Source organism: Stieleria marina (assembly GCA_007741555.1).
Taxonomy (GTDB): domain Bacteria; phylum Planctomycetota; class Planctomycetia; order Pirellulales; family Pirellulaceae; genus K23-9.
In genome coordinates this window covers 3,014,436-3,037,317 of the sequence record CP036526.1, presented here as the reverse complement: position 1 = coordinate 3,037,317, position 22,882 = coordinate 3,014,436, and the positions used below count along the sequence as shown (strand labels likewise).

Here is a 22,882-nt window from a genome sequence, read left to right as displayed (position 1 = left end):
ACAGCGGAAGTTCACTACATCAGAATATCGCTAACCGGCTTGAGCGGTTCCGGCACATCCTTTTCGCTCATCATCTGACGTAGATCGATTTCGACGGTTCGACAAAGAGCAGTCATCGGCACGTCGTTGATAAAGTTTTCAAACGGATCTTCACTGGCGTCACCGACGGTTTCCATCGTAAAGAATATCCAGCCGACAATCGTGGTAAACGGCACCGCCAACCATACCATCGCATCGCCTCGTGAAGCGAATTCGCCAACGATTCCGAACGGCAGCAGAACGATAAAGATCCACGTAAACAAATTGCTGAAATAGGCATACTGTCTTGGGAAAGGCGTGTTCTTGATTCGTTCGCATTTCCCTTGCAAGGCGTACATTTCCGTGACATTGGCCATCAGCGCGATGTAGCGAAATTCATCGGTCAGACGATCGCGTTCGATGACTTGCTGAAGGTGATCCGTTTGCAGACGCAAGATCTGAGTGGCCGAATTGACTTGATCGCAAACAACCGTCAATTCCTTCTCGGAGAGCAACTGACAGAGCTGATCCCGCATGGCATCCAAATCGGTCTCCTGCATAAAAAAACGCGCAGCCCCTTTGGGATCGAAACCGGAGGGCGTCCGCCGACGCAACTGAAAACGAAGTGCGTGCATCCAAGCGAGGTGCCGATAGATGATCGTGCGGTGCAAATCCGCCAGTTCCGCTTCGTCAAACGGTTGTTCGGAGTGAGCGGCCGAGATGTAGCTGAGGACTTGGTTGGCAAAAGCACGACTGCAGTTGACGATGCCGCCCCAGATCTTTCGTGCTTCCCAGTTGCGATCGTACGACTGATTGTTTTTGAAACCGATGTAAAATGCCACAGCGACACCGATCGTTCCCAGAGGCGCAATTGGCAAACTGATGTTGTGTCCTCCGCGCAACATCCACGTGAACGCGGCGACCACCACAAGGTTCCAGAGCGTAAACGCGATCACAGGCCAAAACGCAAACTGATAGATGACGTTCCAGCGAATATTTCGGCGAGTGTACATTGCAGCGTTCGGTTGATTTGGAAATACGTTTGTTCGTGATCGGGAATTCGATCGCAGTCGTCCCACTGCGCGCCCGCGGCTTTTCAACTCTGTGGCAGACTTGAACCGCCGCCGCAGTTACACCACTGTTCAGGTCGTTATGGTAGAAGGAAACAGCAGTCGTGTTGATACCTGACTTTACTTGCGATCGCGAGCGAGGAACCAACTTCTGATCCAAAATTTTCCGCATCTCGCATTCTGCGGTGCACAAGGACTGGACAGTTCCTGATAATCCACTGGCATCGAAGCCTTTGAACCGATTAGTTTCCCCGGAGTGAAAACGAACCGACATGGCAAAAGCAATCTGGCAAGGCACCGTCTTGGCCGAAAGTGACGATACAAAAGTCGTCGAAGGCAATCACTACTTTCCACCCGATTCGATCGTGCGTGAGCACTTCAAACCCAGTGATCACACGACCGTCTGCGGATGGAAAGGAACCGCCAGCTACTACGATCTGTCAGTCGGTACGGAGCAAAACAAGCAAGCAGCTTGGTATTATCCGGAGCCCAAAGATGCCGTCGCCGAGATACGTGACTACGTCGCGTTTTGGAAAGGAGTCCAGGTTCAGCCCTGACGGAGAACTCTCCGCGGATTCACGCGTGATGCAGCCCGCCGCGCCCCCGACTGCTTCCCGTCGAATCGTTGGCAGAACGGGTCATTCACACAATGACATTCGTTTCGCCCAACAATCGTCGTCGCGCCCCACAATCGGGCGCTACCAGATCGATTCTATCCCGGAGGCGAAGTGACTGGACGCGAACTCGATGAAGTTTGTCGGCGTGTGCGCACCGACACTGAGTGCGGATTCGGGATTCGCCTGGTTGATAAACGCCAAGTACGATTTATTCGTTGTCGAATCCCGTGCGTCATAGACCGATTTTGCAGATACCAGTGCGATGGATTCACCAACGTGAACCAACAGCATCGACATTTCAGCCTGCATTGGTTCATAGGCGGATAGCTGGCCAATTTCACAGAACATCACGCAATCGGCTTGGTATTTTTTGGAAAGCTGCAACAGGTGCAATTCGTCAAACGTCCCCCGCCGCATCGGCATGTGGTCGCGGCAAATTTGCTCCTTGCCGACAAGGACGTCAATATTCGTATTGCGTCCGATCTGCGCCGCCAGGAACCGAGCGAACAGATCTTGTTCCTTCAATCGGTCTTGTCGGTTTGGACATGTCACGACGACGATGCGTCGGGGCCGAATCGAATCACAGTGACGCGAAACAACATGCGTGCTTGGAAACCCGACGTAGGTCTCGCACGTTTTCGGCGGTTCGTGGGCGTTGACGGCCGACGCAAAAGTAACGCAAACAATCAACAGCGTGGTGATTCGATGTCGCACTGGCCTAGTTTCCTCGCTGGTTGATTTCACTCACCAAGACTTCGTCAAGCTCATCACGCAGCGACGTCAGCATCCGATCCGTTTCCATCAGATACCGCTTGTGCTTGGATTCTGCTTGCGCAACTTGCTCTCGCAGTCGACGGTTAGCGTTTTCCGCATTCTGAAGTTGAATCTGTGCCGCTCTGACCGCATCATTGGTGCGAGCCAAAAGATCCTGAGTCGACTTAAGTGACTCGCGAAGACGTTCGTTGTCGCCGGCAATGTTCTTTTTTGCATTTCGAAGCTGTTCGTTCTCATGCATCAACGCCAACGCTTTCTCTGTTGCCGTGATTTGGGCGTACCCCAGACGTGAACCGGAAACGACTGGTCCCTGCGATGCGACACCGGGTTGCCCCAGAGAACCGGTCGGCGGAATCAATCCTTCGCCCGGTACATAGCGGTGCGTCAATTCGGTCGGATACCCTCCGCCCGCATTGATTCCATCGTCGCCAGTAATTGGGCGGCGCGAAATCGGACGGAGCGGTTCGGGCAGCGACGGTATTTGCGAATGACGATCCATGCTGGGAATCGCGGGAGGCAAGCTGTCGCTTGTGGGCTCAAGAATCTCGCGATACTGAATCGGATCGACGTCGCTGTCGACCGCTATCCATTGGTGCCCCGCGCGGGGCTGATCACGCACTTCACTTCTTGCCTGGCTAGCCCCCTGAGTCAACGTCTCGTCACGGCGGTTTCGTCTTGAGCCCGCCATGTGGATTACTTGGTAACGCGACGAACGCGGGACCAACGGCTGCGCAGTTTCGACAGTGGTAGATACATCCTTGTCACGGATCAAAACATTTTTCAGTTTCTGTCGCACGGACGTTTGAAAGCTATCGATCTTCTCCATCACAACACGACCGCGCGAAGGCGTATCGGACGCCGGCGAATCGATTGGTTCATGCGCGAACGTCTGCGAACACAGCAGCGCAAAAATGGCCACACATAGAGCGGAACGGCGCCCGGTGCGGAATCTATCGACGATTGTCATCGTAGCGTTTGCCATATCGATTACACATAATCGCAGACGATGGTGATTTTCTCGCCACAAGGACAAGTGATCACGATTGACTCGATCTGCTCTCCGTTTTTTTCCACTAGGATTTCGGCTTGTCTATCCGACGGCTTCGGCGGGCCCACAGTCACGCGGGCTCTGGCCGACGAACTTGGCCCCACCGATGCGACTTTGACGTTGCCACGAATTAGTTCATCTTGCATCGAATTGCCTCCTGCAATCGAAAGCGGGCTGACGCCATCACACGTGACACCCTGGATTGGGATATTTCAAGCACGGCGCCGATCTCGGCGAGATTCAATTCTTCGTCGTAGTAGAGCGACAGGACAAGCCGTTCGCGTTCAGGCAAATCATTGATCGATTCGGCCAGCATTTCCTTCAACTCTTCCGACTCGATTTCATACTGAGCGGACATTGTCGACGACCGCCAACTCCCGTGAACGACATCCGAAAGATCGTTCCAATCATCGGGCTTGATAAATCGCATCGCTTCCAAGCAGGTCACGACTTGCTCTAACGTCAGCTCGGTTTCTTCCGCGATTCGTTCTGGCGTGACCGGTGGCTCCAGAATCTCGTGAGCTTTCTTGACCACGCCGATTTGTGCCAACACCACCTGCGACACGAGCGATGTCTTTCGCATCTCATCCACGATCGCGCCGTACACACGGCGATAAGCGAATGTACGAAAGGAAACGCCCTGGCTGGGATCAAAATTGTTGGCCGCTTCGACCAATCCCACCACTCCAGCGGAGTTGAGATTTTCGCGTTCCTCGTCGCTGGTAGCTTTGAACGCCATCGTACTGAGAATGCGCGCAACGTAGTCAACGTTGTCCAAGATCAATTGATCCCGACTTTTTTCTGCCGTTCGCTTGTAGGTGGAAGTAGGTGCGTTCATCAATCCATTCAGTCACGCGTTCATTTTCCTCTAGGCAGACGCAAGCAGCTTCCTTGCTGCAATTCGTTGACTGCCATCTGCAGACGTCCTATCAACAGGAAAAGTCTGCACAAATTTTCAAGCGTCGATTAGCCTCGTCCTACATTCTGTTTTTGATTTGGATTTTCTGCATCGGCCAACCGGACAATGCTGACGCCTACCGAAACCACGGTTCCAATCACGATCGCCGACACGGTCGACCGCATCAAAATGGTGATCGGTTCCAACTGCATGTACACACCCACCAAAGTCACGAAAGCGGCCGTCAGTAGGCCGACAAACTTCCCATAGGGGAACGCGTTCTTTGCTCGCATTGCATCGCGACGAGCTATCCGATTTGTCATGGAGTAGCTCCTGGACTATTGGTGTTCGGCGACTGGTTAGTATTCGCTGGCTGGTTCATCGCCATCAAGTCGATTTCGCCGTTGGCGTTTTCCGCCGCGACTATTTCTTGGTGTCGAATGATTCCGACTGAATCAATTAGCAAATCAGATGGGATTTCGCTGTACGAGAGAATTGACAACTCTGGAAGCGATCGAAAAATGGTTCGATGAAGTGCATAGCGAATGGACGAATCGACCAGAACCGCTGCCGGTTCGTTCTTCAATCGCGACGCTTCCCACTTGGATTGCAGCAACTGCACCAATCGCTCAAGTTCATCGGGGCGCAACACGATCGATTCCGCTGTAGCGTTCTGTCGAAAACGATGCTCCAAGTTGGGCTCCAGAATGATAACCCTCACGCGTCCTTCGGCGTCGCGGAATCGGTCGCAGATCAAGTGGCCGATCTCACCACGAATCTTTTCCGTCAATGCGATCGGATCCTTGTGTTGCGGACCGTGATGCACAGCAGCCTCCACAATCTTCTCTAATGACGTGATGGGAATTCCTTCTCGCAACAGATGCACCAACACTTGATGCAGCAACGCAGGTCGGACCGTATCCGGCTTGATCTCTTCAACGGTCGTTGGAGCGATCTCCTTGAGTTTCTCCAGCATCAACTGCAAATCTTGACGGCTCAATAGTTCATGAGCGTGCTTTCGCAATGCCTCACTTAGGTGTGTCATCAAGACAGTCGGCGCGTCGACGACGGTAAACCCTAAGATCTCGGCTCGACGCCGAAGCGTTTCGGGAATCCATTTTGCGGGCAAGTCAAATGCCGGATCACGGGTGTCTTCCCCGTCCAATTCCGCCGTGATGTTTCCTGGATTGATGGCCAGTAAATGATTGACCGCGATCTCGCCTTTGCCAATTTCACGACCGCAAATCAGGAAGCGGTATTCATTGACATTGATTTGCAAATTGTCGCGGATGCGTGCTTTGGGAATCCAAAATCCGTGTTCCATCGCAACATCTTCGCGCAACGTCGTGATTCGATCGGCAATGCCCTTGCCTTTCTTGGGTTCGACTAGCGAAATCAATCCGGCACCAATCTCGACAACGATGCGTTCGGTTTGCAAGAAATTCTGCAGCCCTTTCTCCTCCGGCGATTGCTCCGGTGCTTCAGGCTCCACGTTCTCGGCTTCGATACGCTGCGTTTCGTCTTCATCACGACGCCGTGCATACAGGACAAACACCGTCAGCCCGGCCGCAAGGATAAAGAACGGTATCTTCGGAAAACCGGGCGTCAATGCGACCATGATCAGGATCGCCGGCCCGATGTACAGCGATTTGTAGCCATGACCGACTTGGTCGTTGATTTCGTCACCAAGGCTTGATTCCGAAGCCGACTTGGTCACCAAGATGCCCGCACTCGTAGCGATGATGAGCGCTGGAATTTGGGAAACCAATCCATCACCGATCGTCAAAATCGAATACACCTGCAACGCGTCCGCCAACGGTTGTCCATCCATGACCCCCAACAGCATCCCGCCCAGGATATTGACCACCATAATGATCAGTCCGGCGATCGCGTCACCGCGGACGTATTTACTGGCACCATCCATTGCTCCGTGAAATTCGGCTTCACGAGTCAGATTGTCGCGTCGGACTTTGGCTTCCTTCTCGTTGATCGCTCCGGTATTCAATTCCGCATCGATCGCCATCTGCTTGCCTGGCATCGCGTCCAAAGTGAACCTTGCGTTGACTTCAGAGATTCGCGTTGCACCTTTCGTGATCACGATGAACTGGATCGTCACGAGGATCAGGAAGATGACGACGCCGACGATCAAATTGCCGCCCACCACGAAGTCACCAAATGTCAGCACGATCTTTCCCGCGTCAGCATCCAAAAGGATCAAACGCGTCGTCGCGACATTGAGCGACAAACGAAACAGCGTCAGCAACAATAGCATCGATGGAAAGACAGATACATCAAGCGGCTTCTTGGCACCCAGCGTGATCAACAGCAGCATGATTGCTGCGGCAATGTTACACGCCAAAAACATGTCCAACAGGAACGTCGGCAACGGAATGATGAGCACGACAAGCGTGACTAAGAATGTTGCCGAAAGCCACAGTTCACTGCGTTGCAAGAAGCCAAAATTTGAATCAATGGATGGTTTCATAGCCTGTCCCCTAAACTGTTGCAAAGCTGGAGACGAGCGCTCGTGTAATCAACTGCCAGCCATCAACAAGGATGAAAAGCAATAGTTTGCACGGCGTAGAGACGACTACTGGAGGCATCATCATCATGCCCAAAGCCATCAAAATGGTCGACACAACCAAATCGATCAACAGGAACGGGATGTAGATACAGAACCCCATGATGAACGCCGTCTTGAGCTCGCTGATGATAAAGGCGGGCACAATGATCTTAAGCGGGGTGTCAACGCGATGCGACGGCGGCGGAGTCTCGGAGAGCTCGAAGAACAACGCCAAGTCTTCCGTTCGTGTGTTTCCAAGCATGAACGTTTTCAGCTCACCCGACGTCACCGCCCAAGCATCATCAAGATCAAAGTCGGGTTCCGACTCCGTTTCTTGAGCTCGTTCGCTCGCTTCCAACAAAGGCGTGATCGCGTCACGATGAATCGCTTCAAAGGTCGGCGCCATGACGAACATCGTCAGAAAGATGCTCAGGCCAAGCAGCACTTGGTTGGGTGGAATCTCTTGAGTCGACAGGGCACGACGCACGAATGACAGCACAATGATAATGCGAGTAAATGCAGTGACGCACACCAGCATGGCGGTGGCAAAGCTGAGCGCACCAAGCAACAGCGCAATCTGCATCGGCGCGGTAAGATCCGATAGGATCCCCGGGTCGCTGCTGCCTTCCATCGCAGGTTGGGCAGTTGTCTGTGCGATGAATAGCAAATCCATTTGCAATCCAGTTTGTGGGGGGTGCCGGCATGCCGGCAAATCTGCTGTAAATGGTCAGCCGCCAGGGCTTTGGCGGCGCGTCACGGCAAGGCCGCAAACTGGGCCTTGTGCTTGGGTTCAATAACAAAGCCCGGTCAGGGGCTAATCGAAATTGATAGTGCTTCAGTTCGTTCGTTCGTTCGTTCGTTCGTTCGTTCGTTCGTTCGTTCGTTCGTTAATCAGCCATTCGCTAAGCCGCTTGCGGGGCTCGCTGCAGCAGCATCTTGATCAGTTTCTCATCGATCTCCGAAGGAACGTCCGTCGGATCAATTGTCTCTACCACTCGGTCGGTCGTTCGCTGGCCTACGGGTTCGTGACGCGACGATTGACGACGCTGCTGACGTGTTTCGACCTGTGTCATCGCGTCCTCGAACGAACCAGTCAGGACGTTGACCGATTTGATCCCTCCGGAATCGATCGCAACCAAGAACTTGTTCTCGCTTCCTTGGACGACATGCAGCGACGCACCGTTGGAAAGCGGCAGGATCTGGCTAACGTTGAGGGCATCGTTCTTTTGCTCAACCACCGCCTTGCCGCCGGACTTTCCTTTCTGCCACTGTTTGACCAACAGCAGAAAACCGAACGCGGCAGCCAGTACAAACATCAGATTGATGGAGATCTTCTTGATTAACGCAGCTGTACTCTTGGTGTCGTTAGTAGGTTCCGATTGCTCTTTGGCAAGGAATGACTCTGCCGACGCTTGATCTTGCAGACCAAGCAACTCTTCGGGTGCGGAACTCTGAGTCGCTGCCGTGCTGGACTTCAGGATTTCGTCCCAGGCTTTGTCGCTGTTCGCGATTCGGCTGCCTAAATGTTGCCTGCCGCTCTGTTGGCCGCTCACTTGGTCGGCTCGTTCGAAGGACGCTGACTGAACGCGTCGCTGACCGGTCGCGGACGGAATTGCAGCCGAATCGGCGCGGCTTACATAGCCTTCGCCACGCGGTGCCTTCGGTATACTTTGTCGCCGCAGAACCGGTTGCTCCGCTTGGTCCGACACGCGAAGTTCGTTGCTGGACACTGCCTGGGTCGCGGCCCAATGAGTCTGCCGATCTTGATTGACTCGTGCTGCAGGAGCGGTTTGCTCGGTTGCATTTCGCTGAGCAGAGCTTCCGATTAGTTGATCGATGACGCTTGCCGACTGCTGCTTGACTTCATTGGCAGCACGCAACGTCGGTGGCAAATCGTACGCTGTCTGCGCAGGAGCGGCCCCCGCAAAAAGGAACAGGGTTCCCAAAGCGATTCCAGCGGCAGCACAGTGGTGGGGGGAGGCTTGAGTCATGAATCCATCCAGTCGTCTCAAGTTGTAGGTGATCAGCGAATCGCGTGATCAACGGCTACGATTGATAAATTTCTTTGATGCGTATGGCAAATCGATCTTCGATCACAACGACTTCACCGTTGCCCAACGGCACTCCCTGTGCCATCAGTTCGACCGGGGCACTGATCGGGCGATTCAGTTCCAACACGGCTCCTTCGGACAGAGACATCAGTTCTTGGATCGTGACTTGTGTGCGACCTAACTCGGCCGTCAAAACAACTTGAACCCCGGCGAAACGCTGCATTTCAAACTTTGCGCCGCCAGCACCGGGAGCCGATTTCATGTCTTGAAACTCCGGCGTGCTCGTTTCGGGAGCATCCGATTGCGGTTCGTCAGCAACGGCGGCGGTGCCGTCCGCATCGTTTTCAGTTTCGTTGGTTTTACTCATCGTGGCGTCTCAGTTGTGGGGTGATCAGGTGTCGCGGGATAGATCAGCTGTGTAAGCAGCGAGTGATTTCGATGGCTTGGTTCTTGCCGCGGCGCCCCGGCCAGCCTTCGTAGAAGAGCGTTTCATTCACAAAGGCAGTGACTGGTTGATCGATCCGCTGATCCAGTTCAATCAATTGTCCGACTTGCAGATCCGAAAGCTGTGACATTGGCAAAGTCGCTTGGCCCAACACGCTGACCACATCGATGGGCAAACGCCCGACCAATTGTGGCGACGCGCTCTGCGGTTCACTCGGCGAGGCGTCATCTCCACGATTGTCGACCGCACTTTCCAACAAGTCGCTCGTCTTCTGTTTTGAAAGCAGCCAGTTGATTCCGACGGCTCCGGACTTCAAACCAATTTTGACACTCGTGCACGTCACCAAGTCCTTGTCACGAACGAAACGCGCTTTACGCGGATCCAGCTTTAACGCCGAAGGCTTCAGTTCAAACGCTGTATCGCCCATCCAGCCATCAACCAAGGCGATCGCAAGCTGCTCGATGAAAAGCTGCGAGAGCGAGATCTCGACTGGCGAAAGAGCATCGTCACCTACGTCGGGCCCGTCATCGAGTCCCAGCATCGCTAAAGCGATCGTGCGCAAGTCCTTGTTGGAAGCGTGCCACATCGAAGGCGTGTAGTCGACGAAATCGACGATGCTGTAATTCACTTCACGCGACAAGCTTTCGATCGCTTTGCTGTAGGAGTTGGTGCTGATGTCTCCAAGAGTCAGTTGCGCGGCGTAGTCCGACGTTTCGCTCCAAAAATCAGAAAAGAAGCTGGATGATTTTGATACCCAATTGCGAAACGCGACCGCAGCGTCATCCAACGCAGCGATTTCGCGAAAATCGAAAGGGCGGGGGTCAGAATCGCTCATTGAACCTTGAAGTCCTGGAAAAGAACGTCTTGGATACGCTCGACACCGTCGGTAAATAGCATCTCGTTAAACTTGTCGTGGATCTCACGACGGAGCGTGTTGTGCCCCAGCTTGCCTTTGACGTCCTCCAGCTTTTTGTCGCGCAGGTGAGCAATCAGCCAGTTCTTAAGGATGGCGTTTTGCTCGTCGACCAGAGCTTGGATCGCGATCAATTGCGAGTTTGCGACTTGCAACGAAAAGTTACAGGTGACATAGCGCGAGTACCGAGCGTCGTTGAGGTTGACCACGACTTCATCAAATTCGACAAATGCAAGCTTCTCGTCTGCCTCGGGAATGTCCATTTGGTTGTCGACCGGTTTGGCCGTTTCGACTTCGGCCGCTGGCGCCGCAAACATGACCACTGCGACACCAGTGCCAATGCCCAGGAAAAACACGACGCCCCAGATGATCAGTTTGGGCATCATGCCACCTGACTTCTTTTCGGCGACTTCTTCAGTTTCTTCAGCCATCGTTTGACTCCTGGGAGGACGGTTCGCAGGCCAAGACATGGCGTGTCAGCCGTCGGATCAAGCGAGTTTTTGTGGGTGTTTTAGTGTCACACGGGTTACCGGCCGTTTAAAGCCGCTAATCGTTTTGACCCGCGTTACCGTTAAGACTTATCGACTTGCCCGCAAAACGACTTGATGAAGTGATGTGAAACTCGGCCGTTTGAGGGTTAACCCCCTCCAGTCTGACCGGGCTGCAACGCGATACCTGATTAGACGGTTGATTGCGACATTCCCAACGAATCTGCCAAATCAGCCTTGCAGTTCTCACACTGTTTCTTTCGCCTCATTTTTGAGCACACGGCCAATGATCAACGGACTCTTCAGTGGCGCTGCGGCGATGGATACGCTATCCAGAAAACAGGAAGTGATCTCCAGCAACTTGGCGCACGCAACCACCAGCGGCCATCGCCGAGTGCAAGCAAGCGTCAAGCAACCGTTCGATGCGGACAACCTTGATTCGACGATTTTGATGGGCCCCGAGATTGAATCGTACGCCTCCGATTTTTCTCCCGGCCGACAGGTCCAAACCGGTCGCCCGCTCGACGTATCGATCGCCGGCGATGGATTCTTTGCGTTTGACAACAGTGGTGGCACCGGCGATAGCGAGTACCTTTCGCGCAACGGACGCTTGTTTCGCGAGCCTGAGTCAAACTTGCTGGTTAATGAGGAGGGTTTTCCTATTCAAGGAATGACCGGCGCAATCACGATAGACCCAACTATTGGAGATCAGGATGTAGTGATCGCAGCCGATGGAACGGTTTCGGCTGATGGCAATGTGCTGGGCCAAATCCGAACGGTGACGTTCGAGGACAATCAAACGTTGATACCACTGGGCGTCGCCGGATTTGTTCCGGGGGTCAACTCAGTGGTCAGTGAACAACCCGCAAATGTTCAACAGCATCAACACGAACTGTCCAACGTCCAACCGGTCAACGAATTGGTCGCGCTGATCGCCAATAATCGTCAATATGAAGCCGTGCAAAAAGCGACTACCGCTCTTTCGGAATCATTGCGCGAATACATCCGCGCATAGACGGGACCCAAGGATGGACCCAAACCATGCTAAAAGCATTTTATTCCAGTGCTACCGGTATGCGTGCGCAGGAGTTGTTGATCGACAACACGGCCAACAACCTTGCCAACGTCAACACGACCGGGTTTAAAAAGAAGCACATCAACTTTGCCGATCTGATCTACGACACCAGCACCCCGCCCGGCGCGGCGTCGGCCAATGGTCAAATCAAACCCATCGGTCTACAAATCGGCACCGGGGTTCGCGCGGTGGGTACCACCAGCATTTTCTCGCAAGGTTCACCACAAGAAACTGGCATCGATACGCACATGGCGATCGAAGGCGACGGGTTCTTTAAAGTCCAAAAAGGCGACACGGTCGCCTACACACGCGACGGTACGTTTACGACAAACGACCAAGGGCAGGTCGTCAACTCGGACGGCTACCTGCTGGATCCACAAATCACGATCCCGCCAACTGCGACCGACATATCCATTTCGCCCAACGGCGTGGTCAGCTATCGGCAAAACGGAGTGTCGACCACGGGCGCCTCCATTCAATTGTCACGATTCGCCAATCCCGCGGGTTTGCAAAACCTGGGCAGCAACCTTTTCGCAGAAACAGCGGCATCGGGCGCGGAAACGCTGGGCGAACCCGGCACTGATGGCTACGGGCAACTGCGTCAACGATTCATCGAAGGCGCGAATGTCGAAGTGGTTTCGGAATTGGTTTCTTTGATCACTGCTCAGCGTGCTTACGAAATCAATTCGCGTGCGATTCGCGCAGGCGACGAGATGCTGTCATCCGCCAGCAACTTGGTCCGATAACGATCGCAACCTGAAGCTTGACTTGTATGAAAACGTATTCATCCAACCTGATCTACGCGACCTTTGTTTGTGTGTGGCTGTGCGCCGTTCCGGTGCATTCGTTTGCCCAGCAAATTCAGGTTTCCATGCGCTCGCACGTCCTAAGACCTTCCGCTGGAATGGTGTCGGTAGGTGATGTCGCAGAAATAGCCGGCGGAAGCGCATCCGACCGGAGACGTATTGCGCATCTGGATCTGGAATCAATTCGGTCCCAATCAGCAAAATGCCTGATCCCTCGCAAACAGCTGGAAATGAGGATCTTGATCGATGGCTACCCGCGGACTCAGTTTTCCGTTTCGGGCCCCGAAGCCGTGCTGGTCAGCTGTGGAAAAACAACTCGCTTGGCGCCTCGGCTAGAAACCGAACTCGCCAACGAAATCGAACGGCAGTTCGCACTTGGCGTCGGCGACGTCACCGTGCGTCTTGCCAATGAACAACAAACCAAAGCCGTTCAGGACAAACTGAAACACGGGGACTACCAAACCACGGTCCTGCTGAGCGATCAATTGCCGATGGGCCAGACCTCCGTCGAAGTCGAATTTGCTCCCAATCACGGACCTCACTTTGTCGAACGATTCGATGCCAAGATCATCGTATCGATCCGAGTCGCGCTGGCAAAACAGCCGATCGAGCGTGGCGTGGTTTTGGACTCCTCCATGTTCAATCTTGTCCAACGGCCCATTGTCCGCAAAGCAGATTTTGCAAGAGACGGCTACTTGGTCGGCCGGGTGGCCAAACGCAACATCGCCAGCAACGAAGTCATCTTGAGTAGCTATTTGGCCGAACGCACCCATTCACGTGAACCAATCATCAAACGCAATGACTTGTTAGACGTAATCGTCCCACTGGGGCGGAATGAGATCCGACTAAAAAACGCGAAGTCACTTTCGACCGGCGATGTCGGTGACACAATCACGGTCATCAACACCCGTTCCAACCGACAGCTCAGCGCAATCGTAGTCGATCGCAATCTGGCTCGAGTGCTACCAATAACCGGAAAGGTTCGTCGATGATCTCCCGCAAATTTACAGGTCAATCCCTGTGCTGCACTTTGCTAATCGTTTGTGCGTCGGCATGCTTTGTCAACGACGCCGATGCGCAAAGTCTATTCGAACGTCGCAGTGTGAATCAGATCGATCAGTATCGAAGCTACGCCGCTCGCCATCGCGGCGACCTGTTGTCAGTCATGATCAATGAAAGCACGGACGTCGAAAACCGCGACGAACGATCGCTGGATAAATCTGGAAACTCGTCCATCGCCGCTGGCTTGGATTATGGACTTGGTGGCGACCTGGGCTCGGCAACTGGCAACGGCAATCTCGGCAAAACATCCTCCAGCAGCCGCGCGTTCAGTGGCGACACCGAGTTTCGCAGCGAGCGACAGTTTAGCGACAAATTCACTGTCACCATCGTTGATGTGTTGCCCAACGGAAATCTAGTCATCAAAGGCGAACGAGCAATCTCGGTGCAAGGAGACGAACGACAGCTACGGCTGTCGGGCATCGTCCGCCAGTACGACGTGCTGCCAAACAACACAGTGCCGTCACATTTGGTTGCCAACCTCAAGATCGAACTCGACGCCAAAGGGGCCGAGCAGTCCTACAACAAACAGGGCTGGTTTAGCCGACGCGTCAACAAAGTTTGGCCATTCTAGCTAGCCAACACCGTTCATCCATCAGCCACCTTCATCAACTGACTATGCATTTTCGCATTCGCTCCCTCGCATGTATCGCTATCTGGTCAGTCGCAATCCTGCCTGTGATCGTCGCTGCGCAGCCACCACTTCCGCCGCCGGTGGCTGGGCGGGCGATCACTCCCCAACAAACCGCTGTTTCGAACACGGCAAGCATGCGGGCGCCGACCTTTGTAGAAAACCTTGACCCCAGCGTCAGGGTCAAGGACATCACTTTCGTCCAGGGCGATCGGATCAACCACGTGTCTGGCGAGGGCCTGGTCTTTGGCCTAAGTGGCACCGGTGGCAAATCGGAACAGACACAATCCTTGGCAACCAACTACTACCTTCGTCGCGGTATTCAACTGACCAAAGTCGACACCAAGAACATGTCGGCCGTGCTCGTTTCGGGAAAGATCCCAGCGTACGCCAGAAAAGGCGAAACGATCTTGGTCAATGTTTCCGTTGCCGACGATGCCAGCAGTTTGCGAGGCGGAACACTGCACCAAACCGCGCTGCGCGGAATTGACGACGAAATCTATGCCATCGCCCAAGGTCCGATTATCGGTGGTGGCGTTTCAGCTCAAGGCGACGCCGGTAGTGTCACCAAGAATCACCCGACGGTGGGTGTGTGCGAAGCAATTGTTGAACGCGAAATCAACTGCGGTGACATCATCCGTAACGGAAAGATCCGATTGATCCTGCGAAACAAGGCCTATTCAACGGCAACTCAAATTGCAAACGCATTGAACGGGATTTTCCCGAATCATGCTCGTGCTCTGGATTCGGGAACATTGGATATTTTTGTCCCGCGAACGTTTCAGCAGAATTTGCCCGCATTCATTTCGACCATTGGCGACCTGCGCGTGCGCCCTGATCAGCCTGCCCGTGTAGTGATCAATCAAAAGACTGGCACGATCGTGATGGGACACAGCGTCAAAATTTCACGCGTCCTATTTGCCAGCGAAAACATCGTGATCGCGACCAGCGAATCCCCGATCGCTTCGCAGCCCAATGCTCTGGCGGGCGGTCAGACAGCGGTACTTCCCCGAACAGCCATCGACATTGTCGAAAGCGGCGGTACCTACAACGTCTGGCGTGAAGGCCTGACGGTTGGCGACTTAGCGACGGCGCTCAATACGTTGGCGGTATCGCCCAACACCTTGATCAATATCTTTACGTCACTGCGAAACCAAGGCGCGTTGCAGGCCGAATTGATCATCGAATGATTTTCACAACAAGGACGTTGAGATGAATCCACTAGCCAGCGGAAGTTTAGCGAGCAGCCCATCGTCACCGATGTTGGACGTGATGGGTGCTGGCAGCTTGGATAACAAAACGAATGCAAAGAACATCGAATCGGTGGGCACCGAATTTGAGAGTGTGTTTCTATCGATGATGCTAAAGGAGATGCGTAATTCGCTCGAAGGCGGCTTCTTTGGTGAAGAAGGCTCCGACACGTACGGCGGTATGTTTGACCTTTTCATCGGTAAAGAACTGGCCCAGTCGCGGCCGCTTGGGATCGCCGACATGCTGCTGGAACAGTACGAAAAACTGAACCCTAGCACCGATACTGACGGATCGGACAGCAAAGAAGCGTCGCCACCAACTTCATTCACGGCTTAGGACACGAAAGTGACTGTCAAATTGAACGAACAACCCGATCAGAAACTGGCCGTGCTGCTACAGCGGCACCTGGCTCTCGAATCACGTTTGGCGTCGTCATTGGAAGACCTCAACCAGGCGACTGCGACCGCACTGATGGCGCAAGGACTGCGTGGACCGTCTGCCGAAGATGTCAAATCGCTGGAACCAATGACCGCTCAAATGCAGCAGTCGGCGAGCGAAGTAGCGACGGCTCGACGATCGCTGTTGGTACGCGTTGGCTCCCATACCGGCAAAGCCTACGCGACGATCAAAGAGATTTTTGACGATTTGCCAAAAGACACCACCAGCGACTTGGATGCACTTCGTGCGGACATTCTCAGTCGCTGCGAAACGGCTCAGTCTAACTTGGTCAACAACCAAGCCATGCTGCACTATACGTTCGACTTTCACAAAAAGTATCTCGCGGGCGTTTTTCAGACAGACTGTGATGGCCAAAACTATCGCGCCAACGGACAGTCGATCGATACGCCTCGCGGCAACTTGTTCGGAAGGACCTGTTAGTCATGCCCGATTTCTCACTCGGTCTGTCCGCGCTGCGTTCCAGCCAACACGCGCTGGAAGTCATCTCCAATAACATCGCCAATGCGAACACGGAGGGTTACCATCGCCAGACGACTCACCTAGAGGCGTTGCCGTCAAATGACAGGGGTGGCATTCGCACCGGCGCGGGTGTAAAGGTCAACTACATCGAACGAGTGCGCAATCGCATTACCGAATCGTCGTTGACGGACGTAATTGCCGATGTCAGTCACGTTGACCAATTGTTGGAGCTAGAAAAACAGATCGAAGCATCGTTTCTGAACGGATCCGCTTCGCTGGGCGAAGAACTGGACCAGTTCTTTGGCGAAATCTCCAAGCTGACCGCATCACCCGACGAACCCGCCCAAAGGTCCGCCGTGATCGAATCGGGCAGCCGCCTGGCGGGAGTCTTGCGACAAACTTCCGGCCAACTGGAGGACCTGAAAAGTGCAGTCGAGTTCCAGATCACGCAGGAGATCGAAATCCTGAACCAAGAGATGATCACCCTTAGTGACCTCAACGTCAAAATCCAAGAATTGACAGCTCAGGGCGCTCAGCCGAACGCTGAACTAGATGCTCGCGACGCACTGCTAAACAAAATCGCAAAGATCGTTGGGATTACCCGAAACGATTACAACAGTGGCGAACTGAATTTGCGAATCGGTACGGTCGCGATCCAACAGACCAGCGAAGCGAATCAGTTCTCATTGACTGAACCTGCCGATGGCGAATTGGCATTGCAGATGGACGATTCGGATCGCTCGGTACAACTCGAAGGCGGTCGACTAGCCGCTCTCTTTGAGATCTACAATTCGACGATCCCCAAGTACGAACAAAAGCTGGACGACATTGCGACAGGGCTGGTTCGTGAAGTCGATTCGGTCCATGCCACCGGAGTCGGCAGCGACGGTCCGTTTCGCAATCTGATTGGATCACGCGTCGTCGGCGAATCCAATCTACCGCTGAACCAGACCAGCACCGTCTTTCCAATCAGCGCTGGTGATCTAACGGTTTCGATCATTGAGACCGATGGAACACGGCGCAACGAAACCATTTCGATCGATCCTGCCGTCGACAGCCTGGAAGACGTAGCCGCCAAGTTGGCGGGGATTACCGATCTGAGTGCATCGGTGAACCTGACGACCAATCAGCTTCAGCTGTACTCTGCCGAAGGCGTCACGTTTGATTTCACCGGAAGCATTGAAACCCGCCCGGCGTTGGACAGTTTTACTGGAACCAGCGTGCCGACGTTTTCAGGCGACTACACTGGCGTCGATACCCAAGATCGATCGTTCGCCATTGTCGGCTCCGGCGAAGTAGGTATTTCCGACAATCTGTTTCTGAACATCTACGACGATAGCGGCACGCTGGTCAACGAAGTCAACATTGGCAACGGCTATGAAGCCGGAACCGCGATCGACACCGGCGACGGACTGAGCGTTTCGCTCTCGCGAGGCAGCGTCAATACTGGCGACCAATTTCAAACGCGACTAACAAAACAGCCCGACGAAACCGGCATTCTCGCTGCTCTGGGAATCAACTCGTTTTTCAGTGGCGTCAATGCCAAGACCATCGACGTCGACACACAGATTTCTCAGAACCACGAACGATTTGCCTCTGGAAAGTCAGGCGACGCAGCCGACACGACCAACCTCTTTCGCTTTGGTGATCTCGAGAACCTCAAGGCACTGCCAGGCGACTTAACGTTCACCGAGTTTATCAACGAAGTGACCATTGAGATCGGTTTCCAAGTCAACACAAGTCAGTCGCTCAGCACCAGCCTGCATTCTCTGGAACTACGGCTGGAGCAAGAGCAGGGCGCGTATTCCGGCGTCGATTTGAACGAAGAGATGGTTTATTTGCAGCAGTTTCAGAAATCGTACGAAGCGGCCGCTCGCGTCATTCAAGTGACTGACGAGATTCTTGACGAACTCTTCTCGATCTTCAGGTAACGTCATGACCACTCGTGTTTCATCATTTTCGTACACTCAGCGCGCGATCCATTTTTCTGCGACGCACAATGCGAACCTTCTGAAATTTCAGGAGCAGATTTCATCGGGACTCCGATTTCAACGTCCGTCGGAAGAACCCATCGCTTTTCGACAGGTGACTTCACTCAAGACCCGGTACACGGAACTCAGCGCCGACCGCACTTCGATTGATCACACCGAATCGTTGCTTAATGCCAGTGTCAGTCAGATCCAAGACTTTAGTGATGTGATTACGCACGCCAAGAATCTGACCCAGCAAGGAATCCAGTCGCTTGATGATGACGAGCGAACCGCTTTGGCCCTGGAAGTCGACGGGTTACTCAACTCGCTCAAAAGTATCGGCCTAGCGCAGTTCAATGATCGCTACCTCTATGGCGGCACCCAATCCAAGGACCCACCGTTTGTCTTTACCGATCCCAGTAATGTAAACGATGGCCTGGGCGTGACGTACAACGGATCAAAGCAGCGCAGCCGCGCCAGTGTGGGCGACTCGATTGCCATCGACACCTACTACAGCGGGCTCGATGTCTTTGGCAGTCGCGGCAGGGGCGAAACAGTCATGATCGGTCAAACGGGCGCCCAACCCGGAGCTGGCACCGATACGCTGCGAGGTCGTGCGAAGCTCCAAGTGACGCATGACACCACCACCTTCGCGGGCGCTTCAGGCATTCAAGCGGGAGCAAGTTCGGCTAGCTCCGATACGATCATCGGCGCTGCCGGTAAACACACCCTCACAATCGTCGATACCGCTGGCGACGGCAGTGCAGGAACCATTAGCCTTAATGGGCGCGATCCCGTTGCCTTTACCAACGCCGACACGAACCTGGAAATCAAAGGCAGCAATGGCGAAACGATTTTCGTCGACGCCAGCAATATCGCCGCGGGCTTCAGCGGAACAGTCGACATCGAATCAACTGGCCGGCTCAGTGTCGATGGCGGCGTGACCGAGATCCCGATTGATTTTTCGTCCAGCCAAGTTGTCCAAGACAGTGTCAGCGGCAACGCGGTCACGATCGATTCGACCAACATCGCGCTCGCTGGCGATGAACAACTGGAGTTCACGGGAACCTCCGACGCCTTTCAAGTTCTCTTTGACCTATCCGCCGACTTGCGAAACTCCCGCGGACTTGACGGCAAACAAGTTGCTGATTCGCTCAGCCGACGACTCGGTGACCTAGAAACAATTGGCAAGAATGCTTTTTCGATGATGGGAGAACAGGCCACGTCGCTTCGGACAATCGAAACACTTGGAAATCGAGTCGACGATCTCATGTTAAGCGTCGAAACCCAGATCAGCGAAGTCCAGGCGACCGATATCCCCGATTCGGTGTTGCGGATGGAGAATTCGCAGAACCTGCTTCAATACACTTACGCCGTGACAGGACGTTTGACGTCCTTGAACCTTTTGGACTTTCTACGCTAACGTCCGTCGATTCACAAAATATCAGTCGGCGTATTTCTAACTAGCAACATCATCTACAATGCTACGGTTTCTCACCTTTACTGAGTACCGTTGCTATGTCAGACGCGCGCAATTTGACCCACCCACGCGACGATATCATGCGGACGATGGATCGCATCTATCGTTACCGGATGACAACCACCTCGGGCGGCAACCTGTCGATTCGGGATTCTGCGGGCGATATCTGGATTTCGCCAGCACGCGTGGACAAAGGCAATTTGACTCGCAAAGACATCGTTTGCGTTCGTGCGGACGGGACCGTCGATGGACTTCATCCGCCGTCTTCCGAATTTCCGTTTCACAAAGCGATCTATGAAGCGCGACCGGACATTCTTTCGATCGTTCACGCGCACCCGGTCGCCCTGGTCGCGTTTAGCATCTGTCGCCAGACACCCAATTCGCGACTGTTTCACCAAGCCTACAGCGTCTGCGGCAAACTTGGGTTCGCACCCTACGCCTGCCCCGGCACCAAGGAACTAGGAACGAACATCGCCGATACATTCGCTCAAGGATGCGACGGCGTCATTCTGGAAAATCACGGCGTCGTGGTCGGTGGCGATTCGCTGCCACAAGCTTTCAAGCGGTTTGAAGCGTTTGAATTCGCCGGTAAGACCTTGATTCAAGCAAACCAAATTGGAGAAGTGCAATATTTGGACGACACCCAACTGGAACTTGCGATGCATCGCAGTGTCGAATTCGATTCTTTCCAGCCCGGCGTCGCCACCGGTACCGAACAAGAACTGCGGAGGCAATTGTGCGAATTTGTCCGTCGTGGCTGTCGACAACGACTGCTGATTAGTACGGAAGGAAGTTTTTCGGCTCGATTGGACGCGAATTCGTTTTTGATCACTCCGACCCAGCGCGATCGAGAACTGCTTCGTGCAGGCGACATCGTTCTCGTTTCGGGCGACGATCGCGAAGCAGGCAAATTGGCTAGCCGAGCCGCGCGGGCCCACCAAGCCATCTACGACAAGCATCCGTCAGTTCAGGCGATCGTTTTTGCACACCCAGTCAATGCGACGGCATTTAGTGTGACGGAAATTCCGCTGGATGTCCGAACCATCCCCGAAAGCTACGTTTTCCTGCGTGATGTTCAACGTGCTCCCTACGGTGTCCAATACCAAAATGACGGCGCGATCGCCGATTGGGTCTCAGAAAAAACGCCAGCCGCTCTGCTGCAAAATGACGGCGTCGTCGTGACGGGAACAACGGTCCTGGATGCATTTGATCGACTCGAAGTGCTCGAATCCACCGCCGAAGCCGTGATCAATGCCAAAGCAATTGGAGAAGTTTCCGCGATGCCGCAAAGTGTGATTAACGAACTCTGCGCAGCGTTTGATTTGAAATAGGTAACTGAACAAGACCAACTGAGATTAACACCATGCGCCTTTTCTTGCTCTGCACTTTGTCGATCGCCGTGACCTTCGTCGCGACCAGTTTATCGGTCGCAGAAAACCGAAATCCCAATGTGATCTACATCATGGCGGACGACGCCGGTATCGGCGACTTTGGATGCTACGGTGGAAAGATCATTCAAACGCCCAACGTCGACCAATTGGCGGCACAAGGCCTTCGGTTCACTCAGCACTACAGCGGCAGCACCGTGTGCGCGCCCTCACGAAGCGTCTTGATGACGGGTTTGCACACCGGGCACACACGAGTCCGAGGCAACAAGAGCGCATCTCTTTTGGATGACGATGTGACGGTTGCTGAAATCATGAAGCAGGCCGGCTACGTCACCGGCGCCATGGGAAAATGGGGACTGGGATCGGCGGACAGCAGTGGCGCCCCATGGAAACAAGGTTTCGATCACTACTTTGGTTACCTCAGCCAACGCAACGCTCACCATTATTACCCCGAATTTCTGTGGAAAGATGGCAGCAAGGTTTTCTATCCCGACAACCCTCAGCAGCGAACCCACTACAGCCATGACCTGATGACCCATGAAGCGCTCCAGTTCATTCAAGCCAATCAGTCCAAACCATTCTTTTTGTACCTGCCCTACACCATTCCGCACGTCGACTTGGATGTTCCCAACGACTCCAAACAGCCGTACATGGGCAAATTGGAACCCGAGACACCTTACGGAAGACCAAACGGGCAACACTACCGGCACGAAAAGTTTCCGCATGCAACGTTTGCCGGCATGATTACTCGGTTGGACCGTGACATCGGGACGATCATGGCTTTGCTAAGCGAGCTTGAATTAGACAAAAAGACGCTGGTGATTTTCTGCAGTGACAACGGAGCGACATCGGCGGGCGGCGCGGATCCAGATTTTTTTGACAGCAACGGACCTTATCGCGGAATCAAACGTGATCTCTACGAAGGCGGCATCATCACACCGATGATCGCTCGCTGGCCCGGCAAAATCGCTCCGGGGACGGCAACCGATCATGTCTCCGGTTTTCAAGACTTAATGCCGACCATGGCCGAACTAGTCGACACGCAACTGCCCGAAGGCCTAGACGGAATCAGCTACCTACCCACCTTGTTGAATCAAACAGCGGACCAGGAACAGCACGATCATTTGTATTGGGAGTTTAGCGAACAGGGTGGCAAGCGTGCGTTACGACGAGGCGATTGGAAATTGGTGCAAACCAATGTCGGTCGCAAACAACCCTCGCCCGTCGAGCTCTACAACTTGAAAAGTGATTTGGCCGAAGCGAATGATCTGTCGTCGAAAATGCCAGAACTGGTAGCGGAGCTAACGGCACTGATGGACTCGGCGAGAATCCCCAGTGAAACGTTTCCGCTTTTTCACCACGAAAGCAAAAAGAAAAGCCGCTCGACAAGTGCAAACTAAATAGCAGATGCCAACGACG

General features: G+C 53.9%; 24 protein-coding genes. 12 read left to right on the top strand and 12 right to left on the bottom strand.

Annotated features, from left to right (window positions below):
* Positions 1 to 14 precede the first annotated feature (14 nt).
* Positions 15 to 1,031 carry a bestrophin family protein gene (locus K239x_RS10600; RefSeq protein WP_145417773.1) on the bottom strand — a complete coding sequence of 339 codons (1,017 nt, stop codon included), beginning with the start codon at positions 1,029 to 1,031 and terminating at the stop codon, positions 15 to 17.
* Between the two features lie 329 nt (positions 1,032 to 1,360).
* Between K239x_RS10600 and K239x_RS10595 the strand changes: the two genes are divergently transcribed.
* The gene (locus tag K239x_RS10595; RefSeq protein ID WP_145417772.1) at positions 1,361 to 1,645 is read left to right on the top strand and encodes a DUF427 domain-containing protein; all 285 of its coding nucleotides are present in this window, start codon (positions 1,361 to 1,363) and stop codon (positions 1,643 to 1,645) included.
* A gap of 141 nt (positions 1,646 to 1,786) precedes the next feature.
* Here the strand turns inward: K239x_RS10595 and K239x_RS10590 are convergent, their stop codons facing one another.
* The 11 genes from K239x_RS10590 to K239x_RS10540 form a co-directional block, all read right to left on the bottom strand.
* Positions 1,787 to 2,419 (bottom strand): hypothetical protein, encoded by a 633-nt coding sequence (locus K239x_RS10590; protein WP_145417771.1) that lies wholly within the window; start codon positions 2,417 to 2,419, stop codon positions 1,787 to 1,789.
* A 4-nt stretch (positions 2,420 to 2,423) separates the two neighbouring features.
* Positions 2,424 to 3,461 (bottom strand): hypothetical protein, encoded by a 1,038-nt coding sequence (locus K239x_RS10585; protein WP_145417770.1) that lies wholly within the window; start codon positions 3,459 to 3,461, stop codon positions 2,424 to 2,426.
* A 5-nt stretch (positions 3,462 to 3,466) separates the two neighbouring features.
* Entirely contained in the window at positions 3,467 to 3,673 is a 207-nt protein-coding gene (locus tag K239x_RS10580) for a hypothetical protein (RefSeq protein WP_145417769.1), read from the bottom strand.
* Positions 3,658 to 4,365: a sigma-70 family RNA polymerase sigma factor gene (locus tag K239x_RS10575; RefSeq protein ID WP_145417768.1), complete on the bottom strand. Its 708-nt coding sequence runs from the start codon at positions 4,363 to 4,365 to the stop codon at positions 3,658 to 3,660. Before K239x_RS10575 ends, K239x_RS10580 begins: the two co-directional genes overlap by 16 nt.
* A gap of 128 nt (positions 4,366 to 4,493) precedes the next feature.
* Positions 4,494 to 4,748 (bottom strand): hypothetical protein, encoded by a 255-nt coding sequence (locus K239x_RS10570; RefSeq protein ID WP_145417767.1) that lies wholly within the window; start codon positions 4,746 to 4,748, stop codon positions 4,494 to 4,496.
* On the bottom strand, positions 4,745 to 6,910 hold the full coding sequence (locus K239x_RS10565; protein WP_145417766.1) for a flagellar biosynthesis protein FlhA: 2,166 nt from the start codon (positions 6,908 to 6,910) through the stop codon (positions 4,745 to 4,747). Before K239x_RS10565 ends, K239x_RS10570 begins: the two co-directional genes overlap by 4 nt.
* A 10-nt stretch (positions 6,911 to 6,920) precedes the next feature.
* Positions 6,921 to 7,661: a flagellar type III secretion system pore protein FliP gene (fliP, locus tag K239x_RS10560; RefSeq protein WP_419189912.1), complete on the bottom strand. Its 741-nt coding sequence runs from the start codon at positions 7,659 to 7,661 to the stop codon at positions 6,921 to 6,923.
* A gap of 229 nt (positions 7,662 to 7,890) precedes the next feature.
* Complete coding sequence (locus tag K239x_RS10555; protein WP_145417765.1) at positions 7,891 to 8,979, bottom strand: flagellar biosynthetic protein FliO; 1,089 nt, start codon at positions 8,977 to 8,979, stop codon at positions 7,891 to 7,893.
* Positions 8,980 to 9,034: 55 nt separating this feature from the next.
* On the bottom strand, positions 9,035 to 9,406 hold the full coding sequence (locus tag K239x_RS10550; RefSeq protein ID WP_145417764.1) for a FliM/FliN family flagellar motor switch protein: 372 nt from the start codon (positions 9,404 to 9,406) through the stop codon (positions 9,035 to 9,037).
* A 43-nt stretch (positions 9,407 to 9,449) separates the two neighbouring features.
* A complete protein-coding gene (locus K239x_RS10545) occupies positions 9,450 to 10,319 on the bottom strand; it encodes a FliM/FliN family flagellar motor switch protein (protein WP_145417763.1) in 870 nt (289 codons plus the stop codon).
* Complete coding sequence (locus K239x_RS10540; RefSeq protein ID WP_419189911.1) at positions 10,316 to 10,828, bottom strand: flagellar basal body-associated FliL family protein; 513 nt, start codon at positions 10,826 to 10,828, stop codon at positions 10,316 to 10,318. The genes K239x_RS10545 and K239x_RS10540 overlap by 4 nt, the downstream gene beginning before the upstream one ends.
* Before the next feature lie 343 nt (positions 10,829 to 11,171).
* Here K239x_RS10540 and K239x_RS10535 point away from each other — a divergent pair, with 343 nt between their 5' ends.
* The 11 genes from K239x_RS10535 to K239x_RS10485 all read left to right on the top strand — a co-directional run bounded on the left by K239x_RS10535 (position 11,172) and on the right by K239x_RS10485 (position 22,863).
* Positions 11,172 to 11,900, top strand: a complete 729-nt coding sequence (locus K239x_RS10535; RefSeq protein ID WP_145417761.1) for a flagellar hook-basal body protein — start codon at positions 11,172 to 11,174, stop codon at positions 11,898 to 11,900.
* Positions 11,901 to 11,926: 26 nt separating this feature from the next.
* Positions 11,927 to 12,706 (top strand): flagellar basal-body rod protein FlgG, encoded by a 780-nt coding sequence (flgG, locus tag K239x_RS10530; protein WP_145417760.1) that lies wholly within the window; start codon positions 11,927 to 11,929, stop codon positions 12,704 to 12,706.
* Between the two features lie 290 nt (positions 12,707 to 12,996).
* Positions 12,997 to 13,758 carry a flagellar basal body P-ring formation chaperone FlgA gene (gene flgA / locus K239x_RS10525; RefSeq protein ID WP_419189910.1) on the top strand — a complete coding sequence of 254 codons (762 nt, stop codon included), beginning with the start codon at positions 12,997 to 12,999 and terminating at the stop codon, positions 13,756 to 13,758.
* Complete coding sequence (locus tag K239x_RS10520; protein ID WP_145417758.1) at positions 13,755 to 14,399, top strand: flagellar basal body L-ring protein FlgH; 645 nt, start codon at positions 13,755 to 13,757, stop codon at positions 14,397 to 14,399. The genes flgA and K239x_RS10520 overlap by 4 nt, the downstream gene beginning before the upstream one ends.
* Positions 14,400 to 14,443: 44 nt before the next feature.
* Positions 14,444 to 15,646 carry a flagellar basal body P-ring protein FlgI gene (locus K239x_RS10515; protein ID WP_145417757.1) on the top strand — a complete coding sequence of 401 codons (1,203 nt, stop codon included), beginning with the start codon at positions 14,444 to 14,446 and terminating at the stop codon, positions 15,644 to 15,646.
* Positions 15,647 to 15,668: 22 nt separating this feature from the next.
* A complete protein-coding gene (locus K239x_RS10510) occupies positions 15,669 to 16,043 on the top strand; it encodes a rod-binding protein (RefSeq protein ID WP_145417756.1) in 375 nt (124 codons plus the stop codon).
* Between the two features lie 9 nt (positions 16,044 to 16,052).
* Complete coding sequence (locus K239x_RS10505; protein ID WP_145417755.1) at positions 16,053 to 16,586, top strand: hypothetical protein; 534 nt, start codon at positions 16,053 to 16,055, stop codon at positions 16,584 to 16,586.
* Positions 16,587 to 16,588: 2 nt separating this feature from the next.
* Complete coding sequence (flgK, locus tag K239x_RS10500) at positions 16,589 to 18,556, top strand: flagellar hook-associated protein FlgK (protein WP_145417754.1); 1,968 nt, start codon at positions 16,589 to 16,591, stop codon at positions 18,554 to 18,556.
* A gap of 4 nt (positions 18,557 to 18,560) precedes the next feature.
* Complete coding sequence (flgL, locus tag K239x_RS10495) at positions 18,561 to 20,018, top strand: flagellar hook-associated protein FlgL (RefSeq protein ID WP_145417753.1); 1,458 nt, start codon at positions 18,561 to 18,563, stop codon at positions 20,016 to 20,018.
* A 95-nt stretch (positions 20,019 to 20,113) separates the two neighbouring features.
* Complete coding sequence (locus tag K239x_RS10490; protein ID WP_145417752.1) at positions 20,114 to 21,406, top strand: class II aldolase/adducin family protein; 1,293 nt, start codon at positions 20,114 to 20,116, stop codon at positions 21,404 to 21,406.
* A 32-nt stretch (positions 21,407 to 21,438) separates the two neighbouring features.
* The gene (locus K239x_RS10485; protein ID WP_145417751.1) at positions 21,439 to 22,863 is read left to right on the top strand and encodes an arylsulfatase; all 1,425 of its coding nucleotides are present in this window, start codon (positions 21,439 to 21,441) and stop codon (positions 22,861 to 22,863) included.
* Positions 22,864 to 22,882: the final 19 nt, after the last annotated feature.